This window comes from Nocardioides ochotonae (assembly GCF_011420305.2).
GTDB lineage: Bacteria > Actinomycetota > Actinomycetes > Propionibacteriales > Nocardioidaceae > Nocardioides > Nocardioides ochotonae.
The window spans coordinates 2,088,911-2,112,243 of the sequence record NZ_CP061769.1; the positions used below are offsets into that span (position 1 = coordinate 2,088,911).

The 23,333-nt window shown below is 72.2% G+C and carries 23 protein-coding genes; 9 read left to right on the forward strand and 14 right to left on the reverse strand.

What is annotated here, in order from left to right; translation table 11 throughout:
- Positions 1–42 precede the first annotated feature (42 nt).
- Positions 43–435, reverse strand: a complete 393-nt coding sequence (locus HBO46_RS10135; RefSeq protein ID WP_166138176.1) for a hypothetical protein — start codon at positions 433–435, stop codon at positions 43–45.
- Positions 428–784, reverse strand: a complete 357-nt coding sequence (locus HBO46_RS10140) for a hypothetical protein (RefSeq protein WP_166138173.1) — start codon at positions 782–784, stop codon at positions 428–430. Before HBO46_RS10140 ends, HBO46_RS10135 begins: the two co-directional genes overlap by 8 nt.
- A gap of 74 nt (positions 785–858) precedes the next feature.
- Between HBO46_RS10140 and HBO46_RS10145 the strand changes: the two genes are divergently transcribed.
- Genes HBO46_RS10145 through HBO46_RS10155 form a run of 3 tightly spaced genes read left to right on the forward strand, consistent with a single transcriptional unit; the run spans position 859 to position 3,564 of the window.
- Complete coding sequence (locus HBO46_RS10145; RefSeq protein WP_166138170.1) at positions 859–1,794, forward strand: ABC transporter ATP-binding protein; 936 nt, start codon at positions 859–861, stop codon at positions 1,792–1,794.
- Positions 1,791–2,609 (forward strand): ABC transporter permease, encoded by an 819-nt coding sequence (locus HBO46_RS10150; protein ID WP_317983895.1) that lies wholly within the window; start codon positions 1,791–1,793, stop codon positions 2,607–2,609. Before HBO46_RS10145 ends, HBO46_RS10150 begins: the two co-directional genes overlap by 4 nt.
- 7 nt (positions 2,610–2,616) lie before the next feature.
- A complete protein-coding gene (locus HBO46_RS10155; protein ID WP_224769478.1) occupies positions 2,617–3,564 on the forward strand; it encodes a COX15/CtaA family protein in 948 nt (315 codons plus the stop codon).
- A 120-nt stretch (positions 3,565–3,684) separates the two neighbouring features.
- Here the strand turns inward: HBO46_RS10155 and HBO46_RS10160 are convergent, their stop codons facing one another.
- The 3 genes from HBO46_RS10160 to HBO46_RS10170 all read right to left on the reverse strand — a co-directional run bounded on the left by HBO46_RS10160 (position 3,685) and on the right by HBO46_RS10170 (position 6,185).
- A complete protein-coding gene (locus HBO46_RS10160; protein WP_166138167.1) occupies positions 3,685–4,080 on the reverse strand; it encodes an AMIN-like domain-containing (lipo)protein in 396 nt (131 codons plus the stop codon).
- A 216-nt stretch (positions 4,081–4,296) separates the two neighbouring features.
- Positions 4,297–5,184 carry an aminoglycoside phosphotransferase/kinase family protein gene (locus tag HBO46_RS10165; protein ID WP_166138165.1) on the reverse strand — a complete coding sequence of 296 codons (888 nt, stop codon included), beginning with the start codon at positions 5,182–5,184 and terminating at the stop codon, positions 4,297–4,299.
- 44 nt (positions 5,185–5,228) lie between these two features.
- Complete coding sequence (locus HBO46_RS10170; RefSeq protein ID WP_166138162.1) at positions 5,229–6,185, reverse strand: heme o synthase; 957 nt, start codon at positions 6,183–6,185, stop codon at positions 5,229–5,231.
- A 99-nt stretch (positions 6,186–6,284) separates the two neighbouring features.
- On the opposite strand from HBO46_RS10170, the gene tkt reads away from it, so the two are divergent.
- From tkt to pgl, 6 genes are read left to right on the forward strand one after another with little or no spacing between them, the layout of a single operon-like run.
- Positions 6,285–8,390 carry a transketolase gene (tkt, locus tag HBO46_RS10175; protein WP_166138159.1) on the forward strand — a complete coding sequence of 702 codons (2,106 nt, stop codon included), beginning with the start codon at positions 6,285–6,287 and terminating at the stop codon, positions 8,388–8,390.
- 48 nt (positions 8,391–8,438) lie between these two features.
- Complete coding sequence (tal, locus tag HBO46_RS10180; RefSeq protein ID WP_166138156.1) at positions 8,439–9,545, forward strand: transaldolase; 1,107 nt, start codon at positions 8,439–8,441, stop codon at positions 9,543–9,545.
- Positions 9,542–11,182, forward strand: coding sequence for a glucose-6-phosphate isomerase (locus tag HBO46_RS10185; protein ID WP_224769479.1), 1,641 nt, complete (start codon positions 9,542–9,544; stop codon positions 11,180–11,182). The genes tal and HBO46_RS10185 overlap by 4 nt, the downstream gene beginning before the upstream one ends.
- Before the next feature lie 13 nt (positions 11,183–11,195).
- The gene (gene zwf / locus HBO46_RS10190) at positions 11,196–12,719 is read left to right on the forward strand and encodes a glucose-6-phosphate dehydrogenase (protein WP_166138153.1); all 1,524 of its coding nucleotides are present in this window, start codon (positions 11,196–11,198) and stop codon (positions 12,717–12,719) included.
- Between the two features lie 13 nt (positions 12,720–12,732).
- Positions 12,733–13,647 carry a glucose-6-phosphate dehydrogenase assembly protein OpcA gene (locus tag HBO46_RS10195; RefSeq protein WP_166138150.1) on the forward strand — a complete coding sequence of 305 codons (915 nt, stop codon included), beginning with the start codon at positions 12,733–12,735 and terminating at the stop codon, positions 13,645–13,647.
- Complete coding sequence (gene pgl / locus HBO46_RS10200; RefSeq protein WP_166138147.1) at positions 13,644–14,378, forward strand: 6-phosphogluconolactonase; 735 nt, start codon at positions 13,644–13,646, stop codon at positions 14,376–14,378. Before HBO46_RS10195 ends, pgl begins: the two co-directional genes overlap by 4 nt.
- 123 nt (positions 14,379–14,501) lie before the next feature.
- Here the strand turns inward: pgl and HBO46_RS10205 are convergent, their stop codons facing one another.
- The 9 genes from HBO46_RS10205 to uvrC form a co-directional block, all read right to left on the reverse strand.
- Positions 14,502–14,861, reverse strand: coding sequence for an RNA polymerase-binding protein RbpA (locus HBO46_RS10205; protein ID WP_166138144.1), 360 nt, complete (start codon positions 14,859–14,861; stop codon positions 14,502–14,504).
- Between the two features lie 56 nt (positions 14,862–14,917).
- A complete protein-coding gene (gene secG, locus HBO46_RS10210) occupies positions 14,918–15,151 on the reverse strand; it encodes a preprotein translocase subunit SecG (protein WP_166138141.1) in 234 nt (77 codons plus the stop codon).
- A 30-nt stretch (positions 15,152–15,181) separates the two neighbouring features.
- Positions 15,182–15,982, reverse strand: a complete 801-nt coding sequence (tpiA, locus tag HBO46_RS10215) for a triose-phosphate isomerase (protein ID WP_166138138.1) — start codon at positions 15,980–15,982, stop codon at positions 15,182–15,184.
- A 5-nt stretch (positions 15,983–15,987) separates the two neighbouring features.
- Entirely contained in the window at positions 15,988–17,202 is a 1,215-nt protein-coding gene (locus HBO46_RS10220; protein ID WP_224769480.1) for a phosphoglycerate kinase, read from the reverse strand.
- 3 nt (positions 17,203–17,205) lie between these two features.
- A complete protein-coding gene (gene gap, locus HBO46_RS10225) occupies positions 17,206–18,201 on the reverse strand; it encodes a type I glyceraldehyde-3-phosphate dehydrogenase (protein WP_166138135.1) in 996 nt (331 codons plus the stop codon).
- A gap of 120 nt (positions 18,202–18,321) precedes the next feature.
- Positions 18,322–19,308, reverse strand: coding sequence for a DNA-binding protein WhiA (whiA, locus tag HBO46_RS10230; RefSeq protein WP_166138132.1), 987 nt, complete (start codon positions 19,306–19,308; stop codon positions 18,322–18,324).
- Positions 19,309–19,407: 99 nt separating this feature from the next.
- Entirely contained in the window at positions 19,408–20,376 is a 969-nt protein-coding gene (locus tag HBO46_RS10235) for a gluconeogenesis factor YvcK family protein (protein ID WP_166138129.1), read from the reverse strand.
- Positions 20,377–21,258: an RNase adapter RapZ gene (rapZ, locus tag HBO46_RS10240; RefSeq protein ID WP_263457799.1), complete on the reverse strand. Its 882-nt coding sequence runs from the start codon at positions 21,256–21,258 to the stop codon at positions 20,377–20,379. It abuts the gene before it with no gap.
- Between the two features lie 32 nt (positions 21,259–21,290).
- Positions 21,291–23,321, reverse strand: coding sequence for an excinuclease ABC subunit UvrC (uvrC, locus tag HBO46_RS10245; RefSeq protein WP_166138124.1), 2,031 nt, complete (start codon positions 23,319–23,321; stop codon positions 21,291–21,293).
- Positions 23,322–23,333: the final 12 nt, after the last annotated feature.

The following is a 23,333-nucleotide window of genomic DNA, read 5'->3' on the forward strand; positions in this document are numbered from 1 at the left end:
AGGAAGGTCACCCTTACCCGCCCGGCCCGTGGCGCCGGCGGATCAGGCGCCGGGAGCGGTGCGCCGCAGCCACCAGAGCCCGGCGAACGGCAGCACCAGCGGCAGGAACGCGTAGCCCTGGCCGAAGTGGGACCACACCGTGCGGTCGGGGAACAGCTCCGGCGCGACGAGCGACAGGGTGCCGACCACCAGGACGCCGAGCGCCTCGACCGCGCAGGCCACGACCGCGACCCGCCAGGCGCGGGGGCCGCCGATCACCAGGCAGGCGGTGGCGACGATGTAGATGACCGCCGCGACCAACGAGAGCGAGTACGCCAGGGGTGCGCGGTCGGCCTGCAGCAGCAGCTGGGTCAGCGAGCGGCCGGTCGCCGCGATCGCGAAGACGGAGTAGGCGGCGACCAGGATCCGGCCGGGACCCGCGGCGAGGTCACGCACCGCCGCCCCAGAGGGTGTCGATGCGCAGCTCGAGGGCCGCGACCGTGACCAAGGACACGAGCAGCACGGCGGTCCCGGCGCGGGTGCGCTCGGCCAGTGACCAGAACGCGCCCAGCGGGAGGATCAGCGGCACCGCGATCAGGTAGCCCACGAACGTCGCGCGGTCCATCGAGTCCCCCGACATGGTGGCCAGTCCCCACACCACCTGCACCAGCAGGATCACCTCGATCGCGGCCAGCAGGGCGAAGGTCGGGTCGCCGGCCGTCTCGTCCTTGGCGAGCAGCACGATCGTCGCGACGACGCCGATGGCCACCAGTGCCAGGACGATGACCAGGAGCCAGACATTCACGTCCCAAACCCTAGGCCGCGTCCGTCACAGGCCCCTCGCCAGCCCCGCCGGCGAGGGATCCCTAGACTGGGGTGGTGCCCGACGCCCCTGCAGTGGCTGTCGACGGGCTGGTGATGAGGTACGGCGACAAGGTCGCAGTCGACGACCTTTCCCTGACCGTCGAGCGCCACACCATCACCGCTGTCCTCGGCCCCAACGGCGCCGGGAAGACGACCACCCTCGAGACCTGCGAGGGCTACCGACGACCCCAGGCCGGCACGGTGCGCGTGCTCGGGCTGGACCCGGTCCGCCAGCGCCGCGAGCTGCTCCCCCGCATCGGGGTGATGCTGCAGGGCGGTGGTGCCTGGAGCGGGGTGCGCGCGAGCGAGATGCTGCGCCACGTCGCGAAGCTGCACGCCCACCCCCTCGACCTCGACGTGCTCTCCGAGCGCCTCGGCTTGGAGGAGTGCGGACGCACGCCGTACCGGCGGCTCTCCGGCGGCCAGCAGCAGCGCCTCGGTCTGGCGATGGCGCTGGTCGGGCGGCCCGAGGTGGTCTTCGTCGACGAGCCGACCGCGGGCGTCGACCCGCAGATGCGCCGCACGATCTGGGAGCTGCTCGGCGAGCTGCGCCGCGACGGCGTCACGGTCGTGCTCACCACCCACTACATGGAGGAGGCCGAGCGCCTCGCCGACCAGGTCCACATCGTCGATCACGGCCGGCTCGTGGCCTCGGGCACTCCGCTTGAGCTGACCCGCGGCGGATCGGTGGCCACCATCCGGCTCGTCGTCACCCGGCCGTTCCCGCCCGGTGCTCCAGAGTCGCTGCGCCGGGTCCTCGGCGACGCGACGTCGGTCACCCAGGTCGACGACCTCAGCATGGTGGTGAGCGGCCCCGCCGACGGCACCACCCTGGCGAAGATCTCCGCGTGGTGCGCCGAGCACGACGTGCTGCCCGAGTCGCTCAACCTCGGCGCCCGCAACCTCGAGGACGTCTTCCTCCAGCTCACCGGACGGGAGCTCGCCTCGTGACCACCCCTCAGACCGGCCCTCAGCACGGCCCTCGGGCCGGTGCCGCCGGCACCTTCAGCCCACGGCCCGGCGCCGCGCCGTTCGGGCGGATGGTGCTCGCCCAGGCCTCGATGGAGGCGCGGCTGATGCTGCGCAACGGCGAGCAGCTGCTGCTCGCCGTCGTGGTCCCCGTCGTGGTGCTGGTGGCGGCGGTCGCCGGATCGGACCGGCTCAGCCTGGACCTCGACCACCCGGCCGTCGACGTCTTCACCCCCGGGGTGCTGGCGCTCGCGGTGATGTCCACCTCGTTCACCGCGCTCGCGATCGCGACCGGCTTCGAGCGCCGCTACGGCGTCATCAAGCGGCTCGGCAGCTCGCCGCTGCCGCGCTCCGGCCTGCTCGCGGGCAAGGTGCTGGCGCTGCTGCTCGTGCAGCTGCTCCAGCTCGTCGTCCTCTCGGCGGTGGCACTCGGGCTCGGCTGGTCGCCGGAGCCGGGCGTGGCCGGGGTGATGGGGGTCCTGCTGATCATCGCCGCCGGTACCGCCGCCTTCGCCTCCCTCGGCCTGCTGGTCGCCGGGGCGCTGCGAGCGGAGGCGACCCTGGCCGCGGCGAACCTGATCTACCTGCTGCTGATGGCCTGCGGCGCCGTTGTGCTGCCTGCCACGGCGTACGGGGGCTTCGAGGGGCTCGTGCAGTGGCTACCATCGGGTGCGCTCGGAGAGGGCATGCGCGATGCCCTGATCGACGGCACGATCGCGTGGCCCGCGATCGCCGTCCTCCTGATCTGGACAGTTCTCGGCGCCGCGCTCAGCGCGCGCACCTTCAAGTGGGAGTGATCTGCTCGTGACCGCCACCTCGACCGACCCGACCGACGTGGAGCGGGTCGAGCGTCCCGCCGGCCACCGGTGGGTGCTCGGCCTCGGCTGGAGCAGCCTGGTCGCCAACATGGCGCTGGTCGTGACCGGCGCCGTCGTCCGGCTGACGGGCTCCGGCCTGGGCTGCCCGACCTGGCCTCGCTGCACCGACGAGTCCTACACACCGCATGCCGAGTACGGCATCCACGGCGTGATCGAGTTCGGCAACCGGCTGCTCACCTTCGTGCTCGCGGCGATCGCCATCGCGACGTTCATCGCCGCGGTCCGCACCGGTCGCCGCTCGCTGATCTGGCTCGCCCTCTGGATGGGCGTCGGCATCCCCGCACAGGCGGTGATCGGCGGCATCACGGTGCTGACCGACCTGAATCCGTGGATCGTCTCGCTGCACCTGATCTGCTCGTTCCTGATCATCTGCCTGGCGGTGCGCTTCATCCAGCTGGTGGTGCGCGGCGACGACCTGCCGCGTGCCCGCGGACCGGTGGTGGGGCTGGCCTGGGTGGTCTTCGCCGCCGGCTGGGTCGTGCTCTACATCGGCACGATGGTCACCGGCGCCGGCCCGCACGCGGGCGACGCCGACTCCCCGCGCAACGGCCTGGACCCGGCGCAGATGAGCCAGCTGCACGCCGACGCGGTGTTCTTCTTCATCGGCGCCACGGTGGGCCTGCTCTTCGCCGTCCACGCCTGGCGCCAGGGCGCCTCCGCACGCCGCGCGCTGTGGGCGCTGTTCGCCGTGCAGATCGGGCAGGGCGCCATCGGCTTCGTGCAGTACTTCACCGACCTGCCGATCGTCCTGGTCGGCTTCCACATGCTCGGCGCCTCCCTCACCTCCGCCGCGATCGCGTGGGTGCTGGTCGCCGTACGCCACCCGCGCGAGCTCGAGGCCGCCGAGGCTCCGGTGCCGCCCACCCGCTTGTAACGCGGGGTTGTCGACGCTGCACACGTGGTGTGGGGCGTGGGAACCGTCGACAACCCGGTGGGACTGTTCGGCGTCGCACGACACACACCGACCGGTGAACGCCCAGCACGGCGGCGCGGGTCACCCGAGATCGACGACCAGACGTGCAGGCGTGGCGCGAACGTCGATCCGGTACGCGCCGCGACCGCCGCGGAGCCCGATGAAGACGTGCGTCATGCCCTCCCACGCACCGCTCGCCCGCAGGTCGACGACGTCACCACCGAGCCGGGTGCGAACGGGAGCATCGTCGACCGACGCACGGGTCGGGGTCCCGGTGATGTCGAGCCGGAGGATCGTGTCACCGTCGAGGTCGACGATCCTGCCGCTTCCCTCCAGCACCGCCTCCGCGACGAACCGCGCGGCCCAACCGGGCCTGCCGGTGCCGGCGAACCTCAGCACGACCCGGTCGTGGGCCTCGCGCTGCACCACCGAGACATCCTGGAGCACCAGGTCGTAGGCGCCCGAGTGCCTGTGCACCCGCGGATCGGGCCCGGTCACCGACGGCGGGCGGGACGAGACGGACGACTTGCTCCTCGCCGAGTCGCCTGCAGTCGCATCCTGCGGCCGGTCGCCGGCGGAGCCACCGCACGACGTCGACAGGGCGAGCACGAGCCCAAGCACGACGCCGGACACCGTCATCTGGGATCTCATGACAGTGGGACGAGCGAAGGCGGTGGATGGTTGTCGCGCGACTCATCCGGCCTGTAAACGCGCGAGCACCGCATCGACGACCGGTCGCACCCGCTCCACGTGCGTGACGAGGCTGCCCATCAGCCGGTTGCGAGCCGCAAAGATGCCGGTCGGGCCGAGGCGGTAGAGCAGGGCGCGGATCAGCAGCTGGTCCCAGTCCGGTCCGGACTTCCACTCCTCGAGCAGCGAGAGCGGCGCGCCGCGGAAGGTCACCGCGTCGGTGACGGCCACCGCGATCGCCGTCCCCGCCGGCCGGAAGTACGGCGGCCAGTCGATCACGGCCGGGGTGAGCCGGTCCGCCACCAGCACGTTGGGCAGCACGTCGCCGTGGATCGGCTGGTCGGGTCCCCGCACCGGTGAGAGCGCCGCGCGCAGCCGCGCGATCAGCGCAAGGGTCGCCGGGTCCCCCTCCGGCTCGGCGCCCTCCCACGCCAGCCGGTCGCCGAAGGCCCACGGGTCGTCGCGGCGGTCCATGAACGCCGGCCGAGGCAGGTCCGCGACCGCGCGGTGGAAGGCGTCGCTCGCCTCCCTGATCCGCGCCAGGTCGCGGGACTGGTCGGCGTCACGGCCGGGCAGGAAGACGTGGGCGCCCCAGCCCTCCACCGACCACCCGGCGCCCGGGCCGGCTGCCGGGGCCACCGGCCGCGGGACCCGTACCTCGTCGCTCGTCCAGGCGGCGTACACCTCGCAGACCCAGGTGTGCTCCGGCACGCAGCCGACCGGCTTGAGCACCAGCCGGCCGTCGGTCCAGACGTGTCCGGCTCCCCCGGGCAATCGCCGCAACGACCCACCTCGTACGCCGAAGGCGTCGACCGCAGACGCGGTGGGACCGCGACGGCGCCAGGCCCAGTCGGGTTCCTGCAGCAGCCGGACGCCGGCAGCACGATCCATGCCGCGACGCTAGCGCCCCGCCCGCGTCGAGGTGGGGCCTGCGCTCAGAGACCCAGGATCGGGTCGAGTGCGACCGCCACGAAGAGCAGGGTGAGGTAGAGGTTCGAGGAGTGGAACAGCTGCATCGGCTGGATCACCGCGAGGTCGTCGGTGGTCCTGGTCCGCGCCCACATCCGGTGCGCCTGCACCAGGAAGACCGCACCCAGCACCGCTGCGACGACCGGGTAGACCAGGCTGGTGTCGGCGACCGGCCACAGCAGCAGCGAGGTCGCGACCATCACCCAGCTGTAGAGCACGATCTGGCGGCCCACGACGTGGGCCGGTGCCACCACGGGCAGCATCGGGACGTCGACGTTGGCGTAGTCCTCGCGGTAGCGCAGCGCCAGCGCCCAGGTGTGCGGCGGCGTCCAGAAGAACACCACCATGAACAGCACGACCGGGACCCAGGACAGCTCGCCGGTCACGGCGGTCCAACCGATCAGCGCCGGGAAGCAGCCGGCGAGACCGCCCCAGACGATGTTCTGGGTGGTGCGCCGCTTGAGCAGCATCGTGTAGACGAAGACGTAGAAGGCATTGGCGCCGAGCGAGAGACCGGCGGAGAGCCAGTTCACCCAGAGGGCCAGCACCACCGTCGACAGCACCGCCAGCACGACCCCGAAGACCAGCGCGGAGCGCGCCGAGACGATGTGGCGAGGCAGCGCGCGCCGGCGGGTGCGGCGCATCTGCTCGTCGATGTCGCGGTCGTAGACACAGTTGAAGACCGAGGCGGACCCGGCCGAGAACGCGCCACCGACGACCGTCGCGGCGACCAGTCCGAGCGGCGGGACACCGCGCTGGGCGAAGAACATCACCGGCACCGTGGTCAGGAGCAGCAGCTCGATGACGCGGGGCTTGGTGAGGCCGACGTACGCCGCGACGACGTCCTTGAAGGTGGCCCGACCGGACTCGCCGCCGGTCGACTGCGGCGGTGCAGCGGGGGCCGGCTGGCCGACGTACGTCACTGGTGTCCTCGAAGATGTTCGGAAGCGTGGAGCGATGCTGAGTCTATCCCGCGACGTGAGTAGGCTCGGTATCGCCCGAAGCCCCGCGAGAGGAACCCTGTGAGCACTGCTGCTGCCCTGGACTGGAACGACATCGACGACAAGGCCGTGAACACGGCCCGCACCCTCGCGATGGACGCGGTGCAGCGGGTCGGCAACGGTCACCCGGGCACCGCGATGAGCCTGGCTCCCGCGGCGTACCTGCTGTTCCAGAAGGTCATGCGCCACAACCCGGCGGACCCGAACTGGGCCGGCCGCGACCGCTTCGTCCTCTCCGCCGGCCACTCCTCGATCACGCTCTACAACCAGCTCTTCCTCGGCGGCTGGGGCCTGGAGATCGAGGACATCAAGTCGCTGCGCACCTGGGGCAGCAAGACCCCCGGCCACCCCGAGTTCGGCCACACCGCCGGCGTCGAGACCACCACCGGGCCGCTCGGCCAGGGCATCGGCAACGCCATCGGCATGGCCATGGCCGCCCGCCGCGAGCGCGGCCTGCTCGACCCCGACGCCGCACCCGGCGAGTCGCCGTTCGACCACCAGATCTACGCGATCTGCAGCGACGGCGACGTGCAGGAGGGCGTGAGCGCCGAGGCGTCCTCGCTCGCCGGCACCCAGCAGCTCGGCAACCTCACCGTGATCTACGACGCCAACCGGATCTCGATCGAGGGCGACACCGACGTCGCGTTCACCGAGGACGTCGCGAAGCGCTACGAGGCCTACGGCTGGCACGTGCAGACCGTCGACTGGACCCAGGACGGCACGACGTACGTCGAGGACGTCCCGCAGCTGTGGGACGCCGTGCAGGCCGCCCACGCCGTGACCGACCGACCCAGCTTCATCGTGCTGCGCACGGTGATCGCCTGGCCCGCGCCGAACGCCCAGGGCACCGGCGCCTCGCACGGCTCCGCCCTCGGCGCCGACGAGGTCGCGGCCACCAAGAAGATCCTCGGCTTCGACCCCGAGCAGGACTTCGAGGTCCCCACCGACGTCATCGAGCACACCCGCAGCCTGGTCGCCCGCGGCAAGCAGGCCCAGGCCGACTGGCAGGCCGGCTTCGCCGCCTGGCGCGAGCGCGCCTCGAAGGAGGCGCTGGCCGCCTGGGAGCGCATGCAGACCCGTGCGCTGCCCGAGGGCCTCGCCGCCGCGCTGCCGACCTTCGACGCCGACCCCAAGGGGATGGCCACGCGCAAGGCCTCCGGCGCGGTGATCAACGCCGTCGCCCCGCTGATGCCCGAGCTCTGGGGCGGCTCGGCCGACCTGGCCGAGTCCAACAACACCACGATCAAGGGCGTCCCCTCGTTCATCCCGGCGGACCGCACCACCGACCAGTGGCAGGGCGACCCCGCCGCCGGCCGGGTGCTGCACTTCGGCATCCGCGAGCACGGCATGGGCGCGATCATGAACGGCATCGCCCTGCACGGCGGCACCCGCGTGTTCGGCGGCACCTTCCTCACGTTCTCCGACTACATGCGTGGCTCGGTGCGTCTGGCGGCGCTGATGGGCCTGCCGGTCACCTACGTGTGGACCCACGACTCCATCGGCCTCGGCGAGGACGGCCCGACCCACCAGCCGATCGAGCACCTCGCCGCGCTGCGCGCGATCCCGGGCCTCGACGTCGTCCGCCCGGCCGACGCCAACGAGACCGCCGCCGCCTGGGCAGCGATCCTCTCCCACACCGACCGCCCCGCCGGCCTGGCGCTGACCCGCCAGAACGTCCCGGTCTTCCCTCGCGGCACCGACGGCTTCAGCGACACCTCCAACGTCCACCGCGGCGGCTACGTGCTGCTCGACGCCGACGGCGGGCTGCCCGACGTCGTGCTGATCGGCACCGGCTCGGAGGTCCAGGTCGCGGTCGCGGCCCGCGAGCTCCTCGCCGCCGACGGCATCCGCGCCCGCGTGGTCTCGATGCCGTGCCGCGAGTGGTTCGACGCCCAGGAGGAGGCCTACCGCGAGACCGTGATCCCGCCCACCGTCAAGGCGCGCGTCTCGGTGGAGGCCGGCGTGGCCATGGGCTGGCGCGAGATCGTCGGCGACCACGGCCGCATCGTGTCGATCGACACCTTCGGCGCCTCGGCCGACTACCAGCGCATGTACGCCGAGTACGGCATCACCGGCGAGGCCGTGGCCGACGCCGCGCGCGACAGCGTCCGGGTCTCGTCGGTCTGAGCACGCCCCGCTCGGGTACTTCACCACCACGACTTCAGGAGGCAGTACATGAGTGACCGTCTGCAGGCACTGGCCGACGCCGGCGTCTCGATCTGGCTCGACGACCTCTCCCGGGAGCGGATCGAGACCGGCAACCTGGCCGAGCTGACCAAGGAGCGCTCGGTCGTGGGGGTGACCACGAACCCGACGATCTTCGCCGGCGCGATCGCCAACGGCGAGCGCTACGACGAGCAGGTGCGGCGCCTGGTCGCCGAGGGCCGCAGCGTCGACGAGGTGATCTTCGAGCTCACCACCGAGGACGTCCGCAACGCCTGCGACGTGCTCGCCCCGCTCGCCGGCACCTCCGCCGGCGACGGGCGGGTCTCGATCGAGGTCGAGCCCGACCTCGCCCAGGACACCGAGGGCACCATCGCCTCGGCACGTGCCCTCTTCAAGGCCGTCGACCGCTCGAACGTCCTCATCAAGATCCCGGCCACGCAGGCCGGGCTCAGCGCGATCACCACGGTGATCGGCGAGGGGATCAGCGTGAACGTGACGCTGATCTTCTCCGAGGAGCGCTACCGCGCCGTCATGGACGCCTACCTCGCCGGCTTGGAGCGGGCGAAGGAGGCGGGCCTCGACCTGTCGAGCATCCAGTCCGTCGCGTCGTTCTTCGTCTCCCGCGTCGACACCGAGGTCGACGCCCGGCTGGAGAAGATCGGCACCCCGGAGGCGCTCGAGCTGCGTGGCAAGGCGGCGATCGCCAACGCCCAGATCGCGTACGGCGCGTACGCCGAGGTCGTCGGCTCCGAGCGCTGGCGCGCGCTGGCCGAGGCCGGCGCCAACGTCCAGCGCCCGCTGTGGGCCTCGACCGGGGTCAAGAACCCCGACTACCCCGACACCCTCTACGTCACCGACCTGGTCGTCGGCGGCACGGTCAACACGATGCCGGAGAAGACCCTCGAGGCCTTCGCCGACCACGGCGAGGTCCGCGGCGACGTGGTCACCGGCCGTGAGGACGAGGGCCGCGCGGTCCTCGCCCGCCTTGAGGAGGTCGGTGTCGACTTCGCCGACGTGCTCGTGGCCCTGGAGACCGAGGGCGTCGAGAAGTTCGTGAAGTCCTGGGATGAGCTCGTCGCGACCGTCCGCGGCCAGATGGAGCAGGCGAACGCGTGACCTGGGCGATGGCGTGGGACGAGTCAGGGGCGATCGCCGTCAGCACGCCCGCCGGGTCGCAGTACGGGGAGGTCCTGGACCGCCTCGTCACCGACCAGGTCGCCAGCCGGATGGCCGACCGCGACCCCACGCTGTGGGGCGAGGCGGCCGTCGACGAGGCCGCCAAGCGCCTGGACTGGGTGGGCCTGAGCCAGACCTCGCGTGACCTGGTCACCGAGATCTCCGTGCTCGGCGTCGAGCTCCGCTCACGCGGTCTTGCCCGCGTCGTGCTCTGCGGGATGGGCGGCTCCTCGCTCGCCCCGGAGGTGATCTGCGCGGCCGCCGGTGTGGAGATCGAGGTCCTCGACTCCTCCGCGCCCGACGTCGTACGACGCACGATCGAGGACCGCCTCGACGACACCGTCGTGGTGGTCTCCTCCAAGTCCGGCGGCACCGTCGAGACCGACAGCCAGCGCCGTGCCTACGAGCAGGCCTTCCGCGACGCGGGCATCGACCCCGCCGAGCGGATCGTGGTCGTCACCGACCCCGGCTCCCCGCTCGAGCAGTCGGCCCGCGAGGCCGGCTACCGGGTCTTCCTCGCCGACCCCGAGGTCGGCGGGCGCTACTCCGCGCTCACCGCCTTCGGCCTGGTGCCCAGCGGCCTCGCCGGTGCCGACATCGCCGGTCTGCTCGATCAGGCCGAGTCGGTGCGGCCCGCCCTCGAGAAGAACAGCTCCGACAACCCCGGGCTCGTGCTCGGCTCCCTTCTGGGGGCGGCCAACCTGGCCGGGGTCGACAAGCTCGCGCTGGCCGGTGCCGGGGACCGCTACCCGGGCCTCGGCGACTGGGTCGAGCAGCTGGTGGCCGAGTCCACCGGCAAGGACGGCCACGGCATCCTGCCGGTCGTCGTCGGCTCGCTCGAGGCCGCGGCACAGACCGCCCGCCACCCCGACGTGCTGCTCGCGACGTACGGCGCGGACAGCGACGCCGCGGCCGCCGTGGAGGTGGCCTCCGGCTGGCGCGCCCACCTCGACCTCCCGCTCGGCGCGCAGATGCTCCTCTGGGAGTACGCCACCGCCGTCGCCGGCCGGGTGATGGGCATCAACCCCTTCGACCAGCCCGACGTGGAGAGCGCGAAGGCCGCCGCACGCAGCATGCTCGACGGTGCCGCGCCCTCCCCCACCCCGGTCTTCACCGACGGGCCGGTCACCGTCTACGCCTCCGACGGCTGGCTGCCCGAGGCCACCGCCACCGTCGCCGACGCGGTGGCGGCGCTGCTGGCCAGGCTGGACCCCGACCACGGCTACCTCGCGGTCCAGGCCTACCTCGACCGGCACCGTGACGCCGCGCTCGCGGAGACCCGTGACCGGCTGGCGCTCCGCACCGGCCGCCCGGTGACCTTCGGCTGGGGCCCGCGGTTCCTGCACTCCACCGGCCAGTACCACAAGGGTGGACCCGCGACAGGCGTCTTCCTCCAGGTCACCTCCGCCCCCGCGGCCGACCTCGCCGTACCGGGGCGCTCCTTCACCTTCCAGGAGTTCATCACCGCCCAAGCGGTCGGTGACGGGCAGGTGCTCGCCGGGCACGGTCGCCCGGTGCTGCGGCTGCACGTGGAGTCACCCGCCGGCCTCGACGTCGTACGCACGACGCTCGGCTGAGGGCGGGCGCGCGATGACCTGGCAGAACCCGCTGCGGGATCCCCGGGACCGTCGCCTGCCCCGCATCGCGGGCCCGTGCGGCCTGGTGCTGTTCGGCGTGACCGGCGACCTGTCCCGCAAGAAGCTGATGCCGGCGATCTACGACCTCGCCAATCGGGGCCTGCTGCCGCCCGGCTTCAGCCTGGTGGGGTTCGCCCGCCGTGACTGGGCCGACCAGGACTTCGCGCAGATCGTGCACGACTCGGTCAAGGAGCATGCGCGCACCGAGTTCCGCGAGGAGGTCTGGGAGCAGCTCTCCGAGGGCGTGCGGTTCGTCCCGGGGTCCTTCGACGACCCCGGGGCCTTCGAGCGGTTGCGCGCGACCGTCGACGAGCTCGACGCTGCGCGCGGCACCGACGGCAACCACGCCTTCTACCTCGCGATCCCGCCGGGCTCCTTCGGCACCGTCGTGCAGCGCCTCAAGCAGCACGGGCTCGCCGACGTACCCGACGGCTCGTGGCGCCGGGTGGTGGTCGAGAAGCCGTTCGGCCACGACCTGGAGTCCGCGCGCGAGCTGGACCGGGCGCTGAGCGAGGTCTTCCCCGAGGACTCGATCTTCCGCATCGACCACTACCTCGGCAAGGAGACGGTGCAGAACATCCTCGCGATCCGCTTCGCGAACACCGTCTTCGAGCCCATCTGGAACGCCAACTACGTCGACCACGTGCAGATCACGATGGCCGAGGACGGCGGGATCGGCGGCCGCGCCGGCTACTACGACGGCATCGGCGCCGCCCGCGACGTGATCCAGAACCACCTGCTCCAGCTGATGGCCCTCGTCGCGATGGAGGAGCCGCCCGCCTTCGACGCCAAGACCCTGCGACTGGAGAAGCAGAAGCTGCTCTCCTCGATCGTGCTTCCCCGCCGCCTCGACCTCACCACCGCCCGCGGTCAGTACGTCGGCGGCTGGGCCGGCGGGGAGAAGGTCCTGGGCTTCCTCGAGGAGGAGGGCATGCCGCCCGGGTCGACCACCGAGTCGTACGCCGCGGTCACCCTGAACGTCGAGAACCGGCGCTGGGCCGGTGTGCCGTTCTACCTGCGCACCGGCAAGCGGCTCGGGCGACGGGTGACCGAGGTGGCGGTGGTCTTCAAGCGGGCCCCGCACCTGCCGTTCAGCGCAACCTCGACCGAGGAGCTCACCCAGAACGCGATCGTGGTCCGGGTGCAGCCCGACGAGGGCATGACCGTGCGGTTCGGCTCCAAGGTGCCGGGCACGACCTTGGAGATCCGCGACGTGTCGATGGACTTCGCCTACGGCGGCTCGTTCACCGAGGCCTCCCCGGAGGCCTACGAGCGGCTGATCCTCGACGTGTTGCTCGGCGACCCGCCGCTCTTTCCCCGCCACGAGGAGGTCGAGCTGTCCTGGCAGATCCTCGATCCCGTGCTGGAGGCCTGGGCGCGCAAGGGCAAGCCGGACCCCTACCCCGCCGGCACCTGGGGACCCGAGTCCGCCGACGCCATGCTGCGGCGCGACGGACGTGTCTGGCGCCGGCCGTGAACGGAGGAGCAGCATGCTGGAGCTGACCGACACCACCTCCTCGGCGATCGCGGCGGAGTTCGTGCGCGCCCGCACCCGGGCCGGCAGCCCGGCGATGGGCATGGTGATGACGCTCGTGGTCGTGGTCGACGAGGACCAGGCCGAGGACGCCATGCGCGTCGCCCGCCAAGCCTCCCACGAGCATCCCGCCCGGGTGCTGGGTGTGATCATCGGCGACGGCCGGGGCCGGGGCAGCGTGGACGCCCAGGTCGGCATCGGCGCCGGATGGAGCGGCGAGACCGCGCTGATCCGGCTCAGCGGCGAGGTGACCCGGCACCCCGAGTCCGTGGTGCTGCCGCTGCTGCTGCCCGACTCCCCCGTCGTCGCCTGGTGGCCGACCGACGCCCCCGAGGACCCCGCCGCGGACCCGCTCGGCGCGCTCGCGCAGCGGCGCATCACCGACAGCGCGAGTGCCACGAAGGCGCGTACGGTCGCCCTGAAGCGCCAGTGCGCGTCGTACACGCGGGGGAACACCGACCTGGCCTGGACCCGGCTCACGCCGTGGCGCGCACTGCTCGCAGGTGCCCTGGACCAGCAGCACCTCACCGTCACCGCCGGACTGGTCGCCGCCGAGCGGCACAACCCGAGCGCGGACCTGCTCGCCGCATGGCTGGGCAGCCGGCTGAAGGTGCCGATCGAGCGACGCAGCACCGAGGGGCCCGGGATCACCGAGGTCGAGCTCGAGACCCGCCAGGGACCGATCCGGCTGGACCGGCCCGACGGCCGGCTGGCGAGCTTCAGCTCCCCGGGGCGGCCGGACCGGCCGACCGCGCTCCGCCGCCGCGACCTGCCCGCGCTGCTCGCCGAGGAGCTTCGGCGCCTCGACGAGGACGAGATCTACGCCGAGACCGCCGCGCACGTGCTGCGGGGCGAGGCGGAGCGCGCATGAGCGCGGCAGTGGTGGTCCGCCACGACGACGCCGCCGCGCTCGCCACCGCCGTCGCCCGGGCGCTGCTCGAGCGGCTGGCCGACGTACAGGCCGCGGGGCGTGAGCCGCAGATCGTGCTGACAGGCGGCACCATCGCCCGCGAGGTGCACCGCGAGGTCGCCCGGCTCTCCCCCGGCTCGGGCGTCGACTGGTCGCGCGTCGTCGTCTGGTGGGGGGACGAGCGGTTCGTCGCCGCCGAGGACCCCGAGCGCAACGCGGGCCAGGCGCACGCCGACCTGCTCGACCGGGTCCCGGTCGACCCCGCGAAGGTGTTCGCGATGGCCTCCACCGACACCGCCGCCACGGCCGAGGACGGCGCGGACGTCTACGCCGCACAGCTTGCCGCGCACGGCGCCGACGCCTTCGACGTGGTGATGCTCGGGCTGGGCCCCGACGCCCACGTCGCCTCGCTCTTCCCCGGCCACCCCGCCCTGGACGTCGGCGGCCGGCCCACTGTGGCGGTTCACGACTCCCCCAAGCCGCCACCGACCCGGATCAGCCTCACCTTCGACGCGCTCGCCCGCGCCCGCGCGGTGTGGCTGCTGGTCAGCGGCGAGGGCAAGGCCGACGCGGTCGCCCAGGCGCTCGCCACCCCCCGCCCCCCGCGCGTCGACGTACCCGCGGCGTGGGTGGGCGGCACCGACGAGACGCTCGTCCACCTCGACCTCCCCGCTGCCTCCCGCCTCCGCTGACCCCACCGCGAGTCGGCGCGAGTGCTCGCACGACCACGAACGCCGAGTCGGCGCGCCATGGGCGCCGACTCGGCGTTCGAGTGGTGGTGATGCTCCCCCTGGAACGGAGGGGCGGCGGGCGACCTAGAAGATCAGGTCGCCGGCCTTGCGACGGGTGCGGAGCAGCTTGAGCGCCTCGTCGAGGATGTCGGCCGCCTCCTTGTCGGAGCGCCGCTCCTTCACATACGCCAGGTGCGTCTTGTACGGCTCGTTCTTCGGAGCCGGGGGCGGGTTCGCCGCGTCCTGGCTCGCGGGCAGCCCGCACTTCGGGCAGTCCCAGGCCTCGGGAACCACTGCCTCGATCGCGAAGGCGATGACGGACCGGTGGGTGTTCGAGCAGTGGTAGGTCACTGTCTGACGAGCAGCAGCCTCACCCCGCTCGGCCTCGCCCATCGGGCCGGCACCGACCCGGCTGCCACGGATTGCGCTTCCTCCACCTGCCACGGACGACGTCTCCTCAAGCTCTAGTCAACGATGGTGCGGAGTGGGTTTGCTGCGACTCAGGGGTAGGCGAGCACCAGGCCGAGTGCGATCACGCACGCGAACCAGATGACGCCGACGCCGATGGTGAACCGGTCGAGGTTGCGCTCAGCGACCGACGAGCCGCCCAGCGAGCTGGAGACGCCGCCACCGAACATGTCGGAGAGGCCGCCACCGCGACCCTTGTGCAGGAGCACCAGGAGGATCATCAGCAGGCTCGCGATGACGAGCAGGACGGAGAGGACGGTAGTCACAGTGTGAAATCCTACGTCACCGACCGCCGGTCACAGGACCGGCATGTCGTAGAAGCGACAGATTCCGCCGAACTCCTCCGCCTGGAGGCTCGCGCCCCCGACGAGAGCACCGTCGACGTCCTCCTTGACCATGATCCCGGCGACGTTCGAGGCCTTGACCGAGCCGCCGTACAGCACGCGTACGCCGTCGGCCGCGGCGTCGCCGTGGACCTCACGGATCCGGGTGCGAATCGCCCCGCACACCTCCTGCGCGTCGTCGGGCGTGGCGACCTCGCCGGTGCCGATCGCCCAGACGGGCTCGTAGGCGATGACCAGGCCCGCGACCTGCTCGGCGGTGAAGCCGTCCAGGGAGCCGTCGACCTGCGCCAGCGTGTAGGGGACCTGCTCGCCCGCGCGGCGGACCTCGAGACCCTCGCCGACGCACACGATCGGCGTCATGCCGGCCGCGTGGGCGGCGTGCGCCTTGGCAGCGACGGTGGCGTCGGACTCGGCGTGGTACTCACGCCGCTCCGAGTGCCCCACCACGACGTAGGAGCAGCCGAGCTTGGCCAGCATGCCGGCCGAGATCTCGCCGGTGTAGGCGCCCGACTCGTGGACGGAGACGTCCTGGGCGCCGTACTTCACCTTGAGCCGGTCGCCGTCGACCAGGGTCTGCACGGAGCGCAGATCGGTGAACGGCGGAACCACGACGACCTCGGCCTTGTCGAAGTCGTGACGCTTGTCGGTGAGGGTCCAGGCCAGCTTCTGCACCAGGACCACCGCCTCCTGGTGGTTCAGGTTCATCTTCCAGTTGCCCGCCATCAGCGGGACACGGGCAGCAGACTTCGCCATGGGTGTCAGTCCTCCAGGACCTTGATGCCGGGCAGTTCCTTGCCCTCGAGGTACTCGAGGCTGGCGCCGCCGCCGGTGGAGATGTGGCCGAACGCCGCCTCGTCGAAGCCGAGCGTGCGCACGGCTGCGGCGGAGTCACCGCCGCCGACGACCGAGAGGCCCTCGACCTTGGTCAGCGCCTCGGCGACCGCGCGGGTGCCGGAGGCGAACTCCTCCACCTCGAAGACGCCCATCGGGCCGTTCCAGAACACGGTGCGCGCGTCGGCGAGAGCCGCGGCGAAGGCCGCAGCGGACTCCGGGCCGATGTCCAGGCCGAGGGCGTCGGCCGGGATCTCGGTCGCGGCGACGACCGAGGGCTGCGGCGTGGCCGCACCCGTCGGGAACGTCGTGTCCACCACGATGTCGGTCGGCAGCACCAGCTCGACGCCGGTCTGCTCGGCCCGCTCGAGGTAGGCGCGACACACGTCGAGCTGGTCCTCCTCGAGGAGGCTCTTGCCGACCTCGTGGCCCTGGGCCTTGAGGAAGGTGAAGACCATGCCGCCGCCGATCAACAGCTTGTCGGCCTTGCCGAGCAGGTTGTCGATGACGCCGAGCTTGTCGGAGACCTTCGAGCCGCCGAGCACGACCACGTAGGGCCGCTCGGGGGTGTCGGTCAGCCGGCGCAGGACGTCGACCTCCGCCTGCACCAGCCCGCCCATGGCGTGCGGGAGCCGCTTGGCGACGTCGTACACCGAGGCCTGCTTGCGGTGCACGACGCCGAAGCCGTCGGAGACGAACGCGTCGGCGAGGCCGGCGAGCTGGTCCGCGAAGACGGCACGCTCGGCCTCGTCCTTGCTGGTCTCGCCCGGGTTGAACCGGACGTTCTCCAGCACGGCGACCTGGCCGTCGGCGAGGCCGGCGACGGTGGACCGGGCGGACTCCCCGACCGTGTCGGTCGCGAACGCCACGTCCTGGCCGAGCAGCTCGCCGAGGCGGGCTGCGACCGGGCGCAGGGAGTAGCGGTCGTCGGGGGCACCCTTCGGGCGGCCGAGGTGCGCCGTCACGATCACCCGCGCGCCGGCCTCGGCCAGCGCACGGATGGTCGGGACGCTGGCGCGGATGCGGCCGTCGTCGGTGATGGTGGTGCCATCGAGCGGGACGTTGAGGTCGGAGCGGACCAGGACGCGCTTGCCCTGGACACCCTGCTCGATCAACGAGGCGAGCGTGCCGATGTCAGTCATGCCTCAGAGGGACTTGCCGATGTAGTCGATCAGGTCCGCGAGGCGGTTGGAGTAGCCCCACTCGTTGTCGTACCAGCCGACGACCTTGACCTGGTTGCCGATGACCTTGGTCAGCGGCGCGTCGAAGATGCACGACGCCGGGTCGGTGACGATGTCGGAGGAGACGATCGGCGCGTCGGAGTAGCGCAGGAAGCGGCCGTCCGCGGCCTTCTTGATCACCGCGTTGACCTCCTCGACGGTGGTCTCGCGGCCGGCCTCGAAGGTGAGGTCGGTGGCGGAGCCGGTCGGGGTCGGCACGCGCAGCGCGTAGCCGTCGAGCTTGCCCTTGAGCTCGGGCATGACGAGGCCGATGGCCTTGGCCGCACCGGTCGAGGTCGGGACGATGTTGAGCGCGGCGGCGCGGGCGCGGCGCAGGTCCTTGTGGATGTTGTCCTGCAGGTTCTGGTCCGCGGTGTAGGCGTGGATCGTGGTCATCAGACCCTTCACGATCCCGAACTCCTCGTGGAGCGCCTTGGCCATCGGGCCGAGGCAGTTCGTGGTGCACGAGGCGTTGGAGATGACGTGGTGGTTCGCCGGGTCGTAGTCCTCGTGGTTCACACCCATCACCACGGTGATGTCCTCGTTGGAGGCGGGCGCGGAGATGATGACCTTCTTGGCGCCGGCGTCGATGTGCGCCTTCGCCTTGGTGGCGTCGGTGAAGAAGCCGGTGGACTCGACGACGACGTCGACGCCCAGCTCGCCCCACTTGAGGTTGGCCGGGTCGCGCTCGGCGGAGACCTTGATCTCCTGGTCGCCGACCTTGATGGCGTCCTCGGTCGAGGTGACCTCGGCGTCCAGACGACCCAGGATCGAGTCGTACTTCAGCAGGTGGGCGAGGCTGGCGGTGTCGGTGAGGTCGTTGACGCCGACGATCTCGATGTCGAGACCCGACGCACGCACGGCGCGGAAGAAGTTGCGGCCGATGCGGCCGAATCCGTTGATGCCTACTCGAACGGTCACTACGAAGACTCCTCGGAACGCTGGTGTCACGCGCGGGGCGCGATGGTCGGACCGGACGGTGTTGGCCGTCACGGTCGCCCCGAGCCTATCGGTAGTCCGCGAGATCGCGGACCGGGGTGCTCACCCCTCGTCGGCGAGCATGTCCGCGGTCAGCGAGGCCTCGGTGTCCGGGATGCCGAGGTCCTCGGCGCGCTTGTCCGCCATCGCCAGCAGCCGACGGATCCGCCCGGCGATGGCGTCCTTGGTGAGCACCGGGTCGTGCAGCTGCCCGAGCTCCTCCAGGGAGGCCTGCTTGTGCTCGAGGCGCAGCTCGCCGGCGAGCTTGAGGTGGTCGGGGATCTCCTCGCCGAGGATCTCCATGGCCCGCTCCACCCGGGCACCGGCCGCGACCGCGGCGCGTGCGGAGCGGCGCAGGTTGGCGTCGTCGAAGTTGGCGAGCCGATTGGCGGTCGCGCGCACCTCGCGGCGCATCCGGCGCTCCTCCCAGGCCATCAGCGACTCGTGCGCGCCGACCCGGGTCAGCAGCTGCCCGATCGCGTCACCGTCGCGGATCACCACGCGGTCCACGCCGCGGACCTCGCGCGCCTTGGCCTGGATGCCCACCCGGCGGGCCACGCCGACGAGGGCCAGGGCCGCCTCGGGACCGGGGCAGGTCACCTCGAGGGAGGACGAGCGGCCGGGCTCGGTCAGGGAGCCGTGAGCGAGGAACGCACCGCGCCAGGCGGCGACCGCGTCGCAGGCGCCCCCGGACACCACGGCCGGCGGCAGGCCGCGCACCGGGCGCCCGCGCTGGTCGAGCAGCCCGGTCTGGCGGGCCAGGGCCTCGCCGTCCTTGACGATGCGGACCAGGTAGCGGCTGCCCTTGCGCAGCCCGCTGCCCTGCACCACCACCACGTCGGCCTGGTGCCCGTAGACCTCGAGGATGTCGGTACGCAGCCGGCGCGCGGCGGCCCCGGTGTCGAGCTCGGCCTCGAGCACGACCCGGCCGCTCACGATGTGCAGCCCGCCTGCGAAACGCAGCAGCGAGGCGACCTCCGCCTTGCGGCAGCAGGTCTTCGTGATCTGGGTGTTGGCCAGTTCTGCCTTGACCTGTCCCGTCATCGCCATGGGCGAGATCCTCCCACGCGCGTCAATCGATCGGGACACTGACATCGGGGAGGTCCAGCGCAGCTCACACCCACCCGCCTCCTCGTCGGTACGCCGCGCTCAGCCGCCCTCGATGACCTGCGCGAAGGCGGCGGCGAGCTTGACCGGGTCGTGGCGCGGGGATCCGTCGTCCGCCGCGACGTCGGCGAGGACCAGCCGTGCGCCGAACGCATCGGCGCACTCCTGGAGCTCCTCCAGCCCGTCGCCGACGCCCGCACGGTCGGCGAGGACCGTGTGGATCGCGAGGTCCGGGGCGTGCTCGGCGAGCACCGCGAGGTGGTCGGCCGGGCCGAAGCCGCCGGTCTCCCCCGCCTGCTCGGCCAGGTTGAGCACGACGACCACGCGGGCGCTCGTGGCGACCAGGGCCTCGCGCATCGCCGGGACCATGAGGTGCGGGATCACCGACGTGAACCACGAGCCCGGCCCGAGGACGACCCAGTCCGCCTCCGCCACGGCCGCCACGGCCTGGGGGCACGCGGCCGGGTCCGGCGGGTCCAGCGCGATGGAGGTGATGACGCCGCCGGTGGTCGCGACCTCGACCTGCCCACGGACCGTGACGAGGGTGTCGGGATCCTCCGGGACCAAGCCGCGGACCTCGGCGGTGATGTCCATCGGGGTGAGCGCCATCGGCAGCACCCGACCCTTGGCGCCGAGCAGCCGGCCGACGTGGTCAAGCGCGTCGACGTGGTCGCCGAGCAGCTCCCAGAGGCCGACGATCAGCAGGTTGCCGACGACGTGGCCGCGCATCTCGCCGTCCCCGGTGAAGCGGTGCTGCAGCACGTCGGCCCAGGTGGTGCCCCAGTCGTCGTCGCCGCACAGGGCGGCCAGCGCCATCCGCAGGTCCCCGGGCGGGAGCACCCCGAACTCGCCGCGGAGCCGTCCCGAGGAACCGCCGTTGTCGGCGACGGTCACGACCGCGGTGAGCTCGTCGACGGTGAGGTCGTCGACGAGCCGGCGCAGCGCGCGCAACGACGCGGAGAGACCGTGGCCGCCGCCGAAGGCGACGACCGACTGGGCACGCAGGCTCATCTACTCCCGCCCGAGGTCACGGTGGACGGTGCGCACGATGTGACCCGACTCGGCGATCCGGCGGCCGATCTCCTCGGCCATCGCCACGCTGCGGTGCTTGCCGCCGGTGCAGCCGACCGCGACCCGCATGAACCGCTTGCCCTCGCGCAGGTAGCCCTCGGCCACTCCCTCGAGGACGGGGACGTAGCCGTCGAGGAACTCCTCGGCTCCCGCGCGGGAGCGGACGTAGGCCGCCACGTCGGCGTCGCGACCGTTGCCCGGACGCAGCTCGGGGACCCAGTGCGGGTTGGGCAGGAAGCGCATGTCGGCGATGAAGTCGGCGTCGACGGGAATGCCGTACTTGAACCCGAAGCTGAGCACCGTGACGCGCAACTTGGTGGTGTCGGCGGTGCCGAACGCCTCCGCGATCCGGTCGGTCAGCTGGTGCACGTTGAGCCCGGAGGTGTCGATCACGAGGTCGGCGGCGCCGCGCAGGTCGGCCAGCACGGCGCGCTCGCGCTGGAGACCGTCGAGCAGCCGGCCCCCGCCCTGAAGCGGGTGCGGGCGGCGGGCCGCCTCCTGGCGGCGGACCAGGATCTCGTCGGTGGCGTCGAGGAACACCAGGGTCGCGCGGCGACCGGTCGCCCGCTGGGCGAGGTTGGCCTGCAGGGATCCGAAGAAGGAGCCGGAGCGGACGTCGACCACGACCGCGATCGGCTGGCCGGTGCCGCGGTTCTCGTCGACCAGGCGGACGACGTCGCGCAGCAGGCTGGGCGGCAGGTTGTCCACGACGTAGTAGCCGAGGTCCTCCAGCTCCTTGGCGGCCGTGCTGCGTCCGGCACCGGTCATGCCGGTGATCACCACGAGCGGGCCGGCTGCGGCAGCGTCCTGGTCGGGGTCCACGGGCAGCCCGGACACGGTCTCGTCGCGCTGGGTCACGGGGTCTCCTCGATGATCTCGCCGGTCGCGGTGTTGACGCTCATCATGGGGGGTGCGACGTCGCTCCCCTCCTCCGGGGAGGACACGGCGGTCTTGATCGCCGCGGCGGTGCGTGGCCCGATGCCCGGCACCTCGGCGATCTCCTCCAGCGAGGCCCCGCGCAGCTTCTTGAGCGACCCGAAGTACTTCATCAGCGTCTTGCGACGCACCTCCCCCAGCCCGGGCACGTCGTCGAGGGCGCTCTCGACCATCGAGCGGGAGCGGCGGCTGCGGTGGTGGTTGATGGCGAAGCGGTGCGCCTCGTCGCGGATGCGCTGGAGCAGGTAGAGGCCCTCGGAGGACCGGGGCAGGATCACCGGGTCCTCCTGGGCGACCACCCACACCTCCTCGAGCCGCTTGGCCAGCCCGCACACCGGGATGTCGTCGATGCCCAGCTCGTCGAGCGCGCGTTTGGCGGCCGCGACCTGGGGCGGCCCGCCGTCGACGACGACCAGGCCGGGGGCGTAGGCGAACTTGCGTGGCCGGCCGGTCTCCGGATCCACGAGCATCGGCCCGCTCTCGTCGTCGCCCGGTCGCACCTCGCTGCGGGCCTGCTCGTCGAGCAGCCGGCGGAACCGGCGGGTGATCACCTCGTGCATCGAGGCGACGTCGTTCTGGCCATCCACGCCCTTGATCACGAAGCGGCGGTACTCGCTCTTGCGGGCCAGCCCGTCCTCGAAGACGACCATCGAGGCGACCACCTCGGTGCCCTGGAGGTTGGAGACGTCGTAGCACTCGATGCGCAGCGGGACCTCGTCGAGCTCGAGCGCCTCCTGGATCTCCTCCAGCGCCCGGTTGCGGGTGGTGAGGTCGCTGGCCCGCTTGGTCTTGTGGAGCGCCAGCGCCTGGGCGGCGTTGCGCGCGACGGTCTCCTGCAGGGTCTTCTTGTCACCGCGCTGCGGCACCCGGATCGCCACCTTGGCGCCGCGCAGCTCACCGAGCAGCTCCTCGAGGGTCTCGGGGTCCGGCGGCAGGGCCGGCACCAGGATCTCGCGCGGGATCGCGTCAGCGGCCTGGTCGGCGTCGATCCCGGCGTACTGCTGCAGCAGGAAGAGCTCGACCAGCTCGGGGACCTCGCCCTCCTCGACCCGGTCGGCGACCCAGCCGCGCTGGCCGCGGATCCGGCCGCCGCGGACGTAGAAGATCTGCACCGCGACCTCGAGCGGGTCCTCGGCGAGCGCGATCACGTCGACGTCGGCTCCGTCGCCGAGCACCACCGCCTGCTTCTCCAAGGCCCGCTGCATGGCGCCGAGGTCGTCGCGCAGCCGTGCGGCCTTCTCGAAGTCCATCGCGTCGGAGGCGGCGTACATCTCCTTCTCGATGCGGCGCAGGAAGGTGCGGGTCTGCCCGCCCATGAAGTCGCAGAAGTCCTCCACGATGCGGCGGTGCTCCTCCGCGGTGACGTTGCCGACGCAGGGTGCCGCGCACTTGTCGATGTAGCCGAGCAGGCAGGGCCGGCCGATCTGCGCGGAGCGCTTGAAGACGCCGTTGCTGCACGAGCGCATCGGGAACACCCGCAGCAGCACGTCGACGGTCTCGCGGATCGCCCACGCGTGGCTGTAGGGGCCGAAGTAGCGGGTGCCCTTCTTCTTGGCCCCGCGCCCGACCATCACACGCGGAAACTCCTCGCCGACGGTGACCGCGAGCCAGGGGTAGGACTTGTCGTCGCGGTACTTGACGTTGAATCGCGGGTCGTACTCCTTGATCCAGGAGTACTCCAGCTGCAGCGCCTCGACCTCGGTGTTGACCACCGTCCACTCCACGCTGGCCGCGGTGGTGACCATCGTGGCCGTGCGCGGGTGGAGCTGGCCGACGTCTTGGAAGTAGGAGGACAGCCGGGCACGCAGGTTCTTCGCCTTGCCGACGTAGATCACCCGTCCGCTGGGGTCACGGAAGCGGTAGACACCGGGCTGGGTCGGGATGGAGCCCGGGGCGGGACGGTAGGACTGCGGCCCCCGGGCGGAGCGGGCGGGACGAGCGGGAGGCACGCACCAACCCTA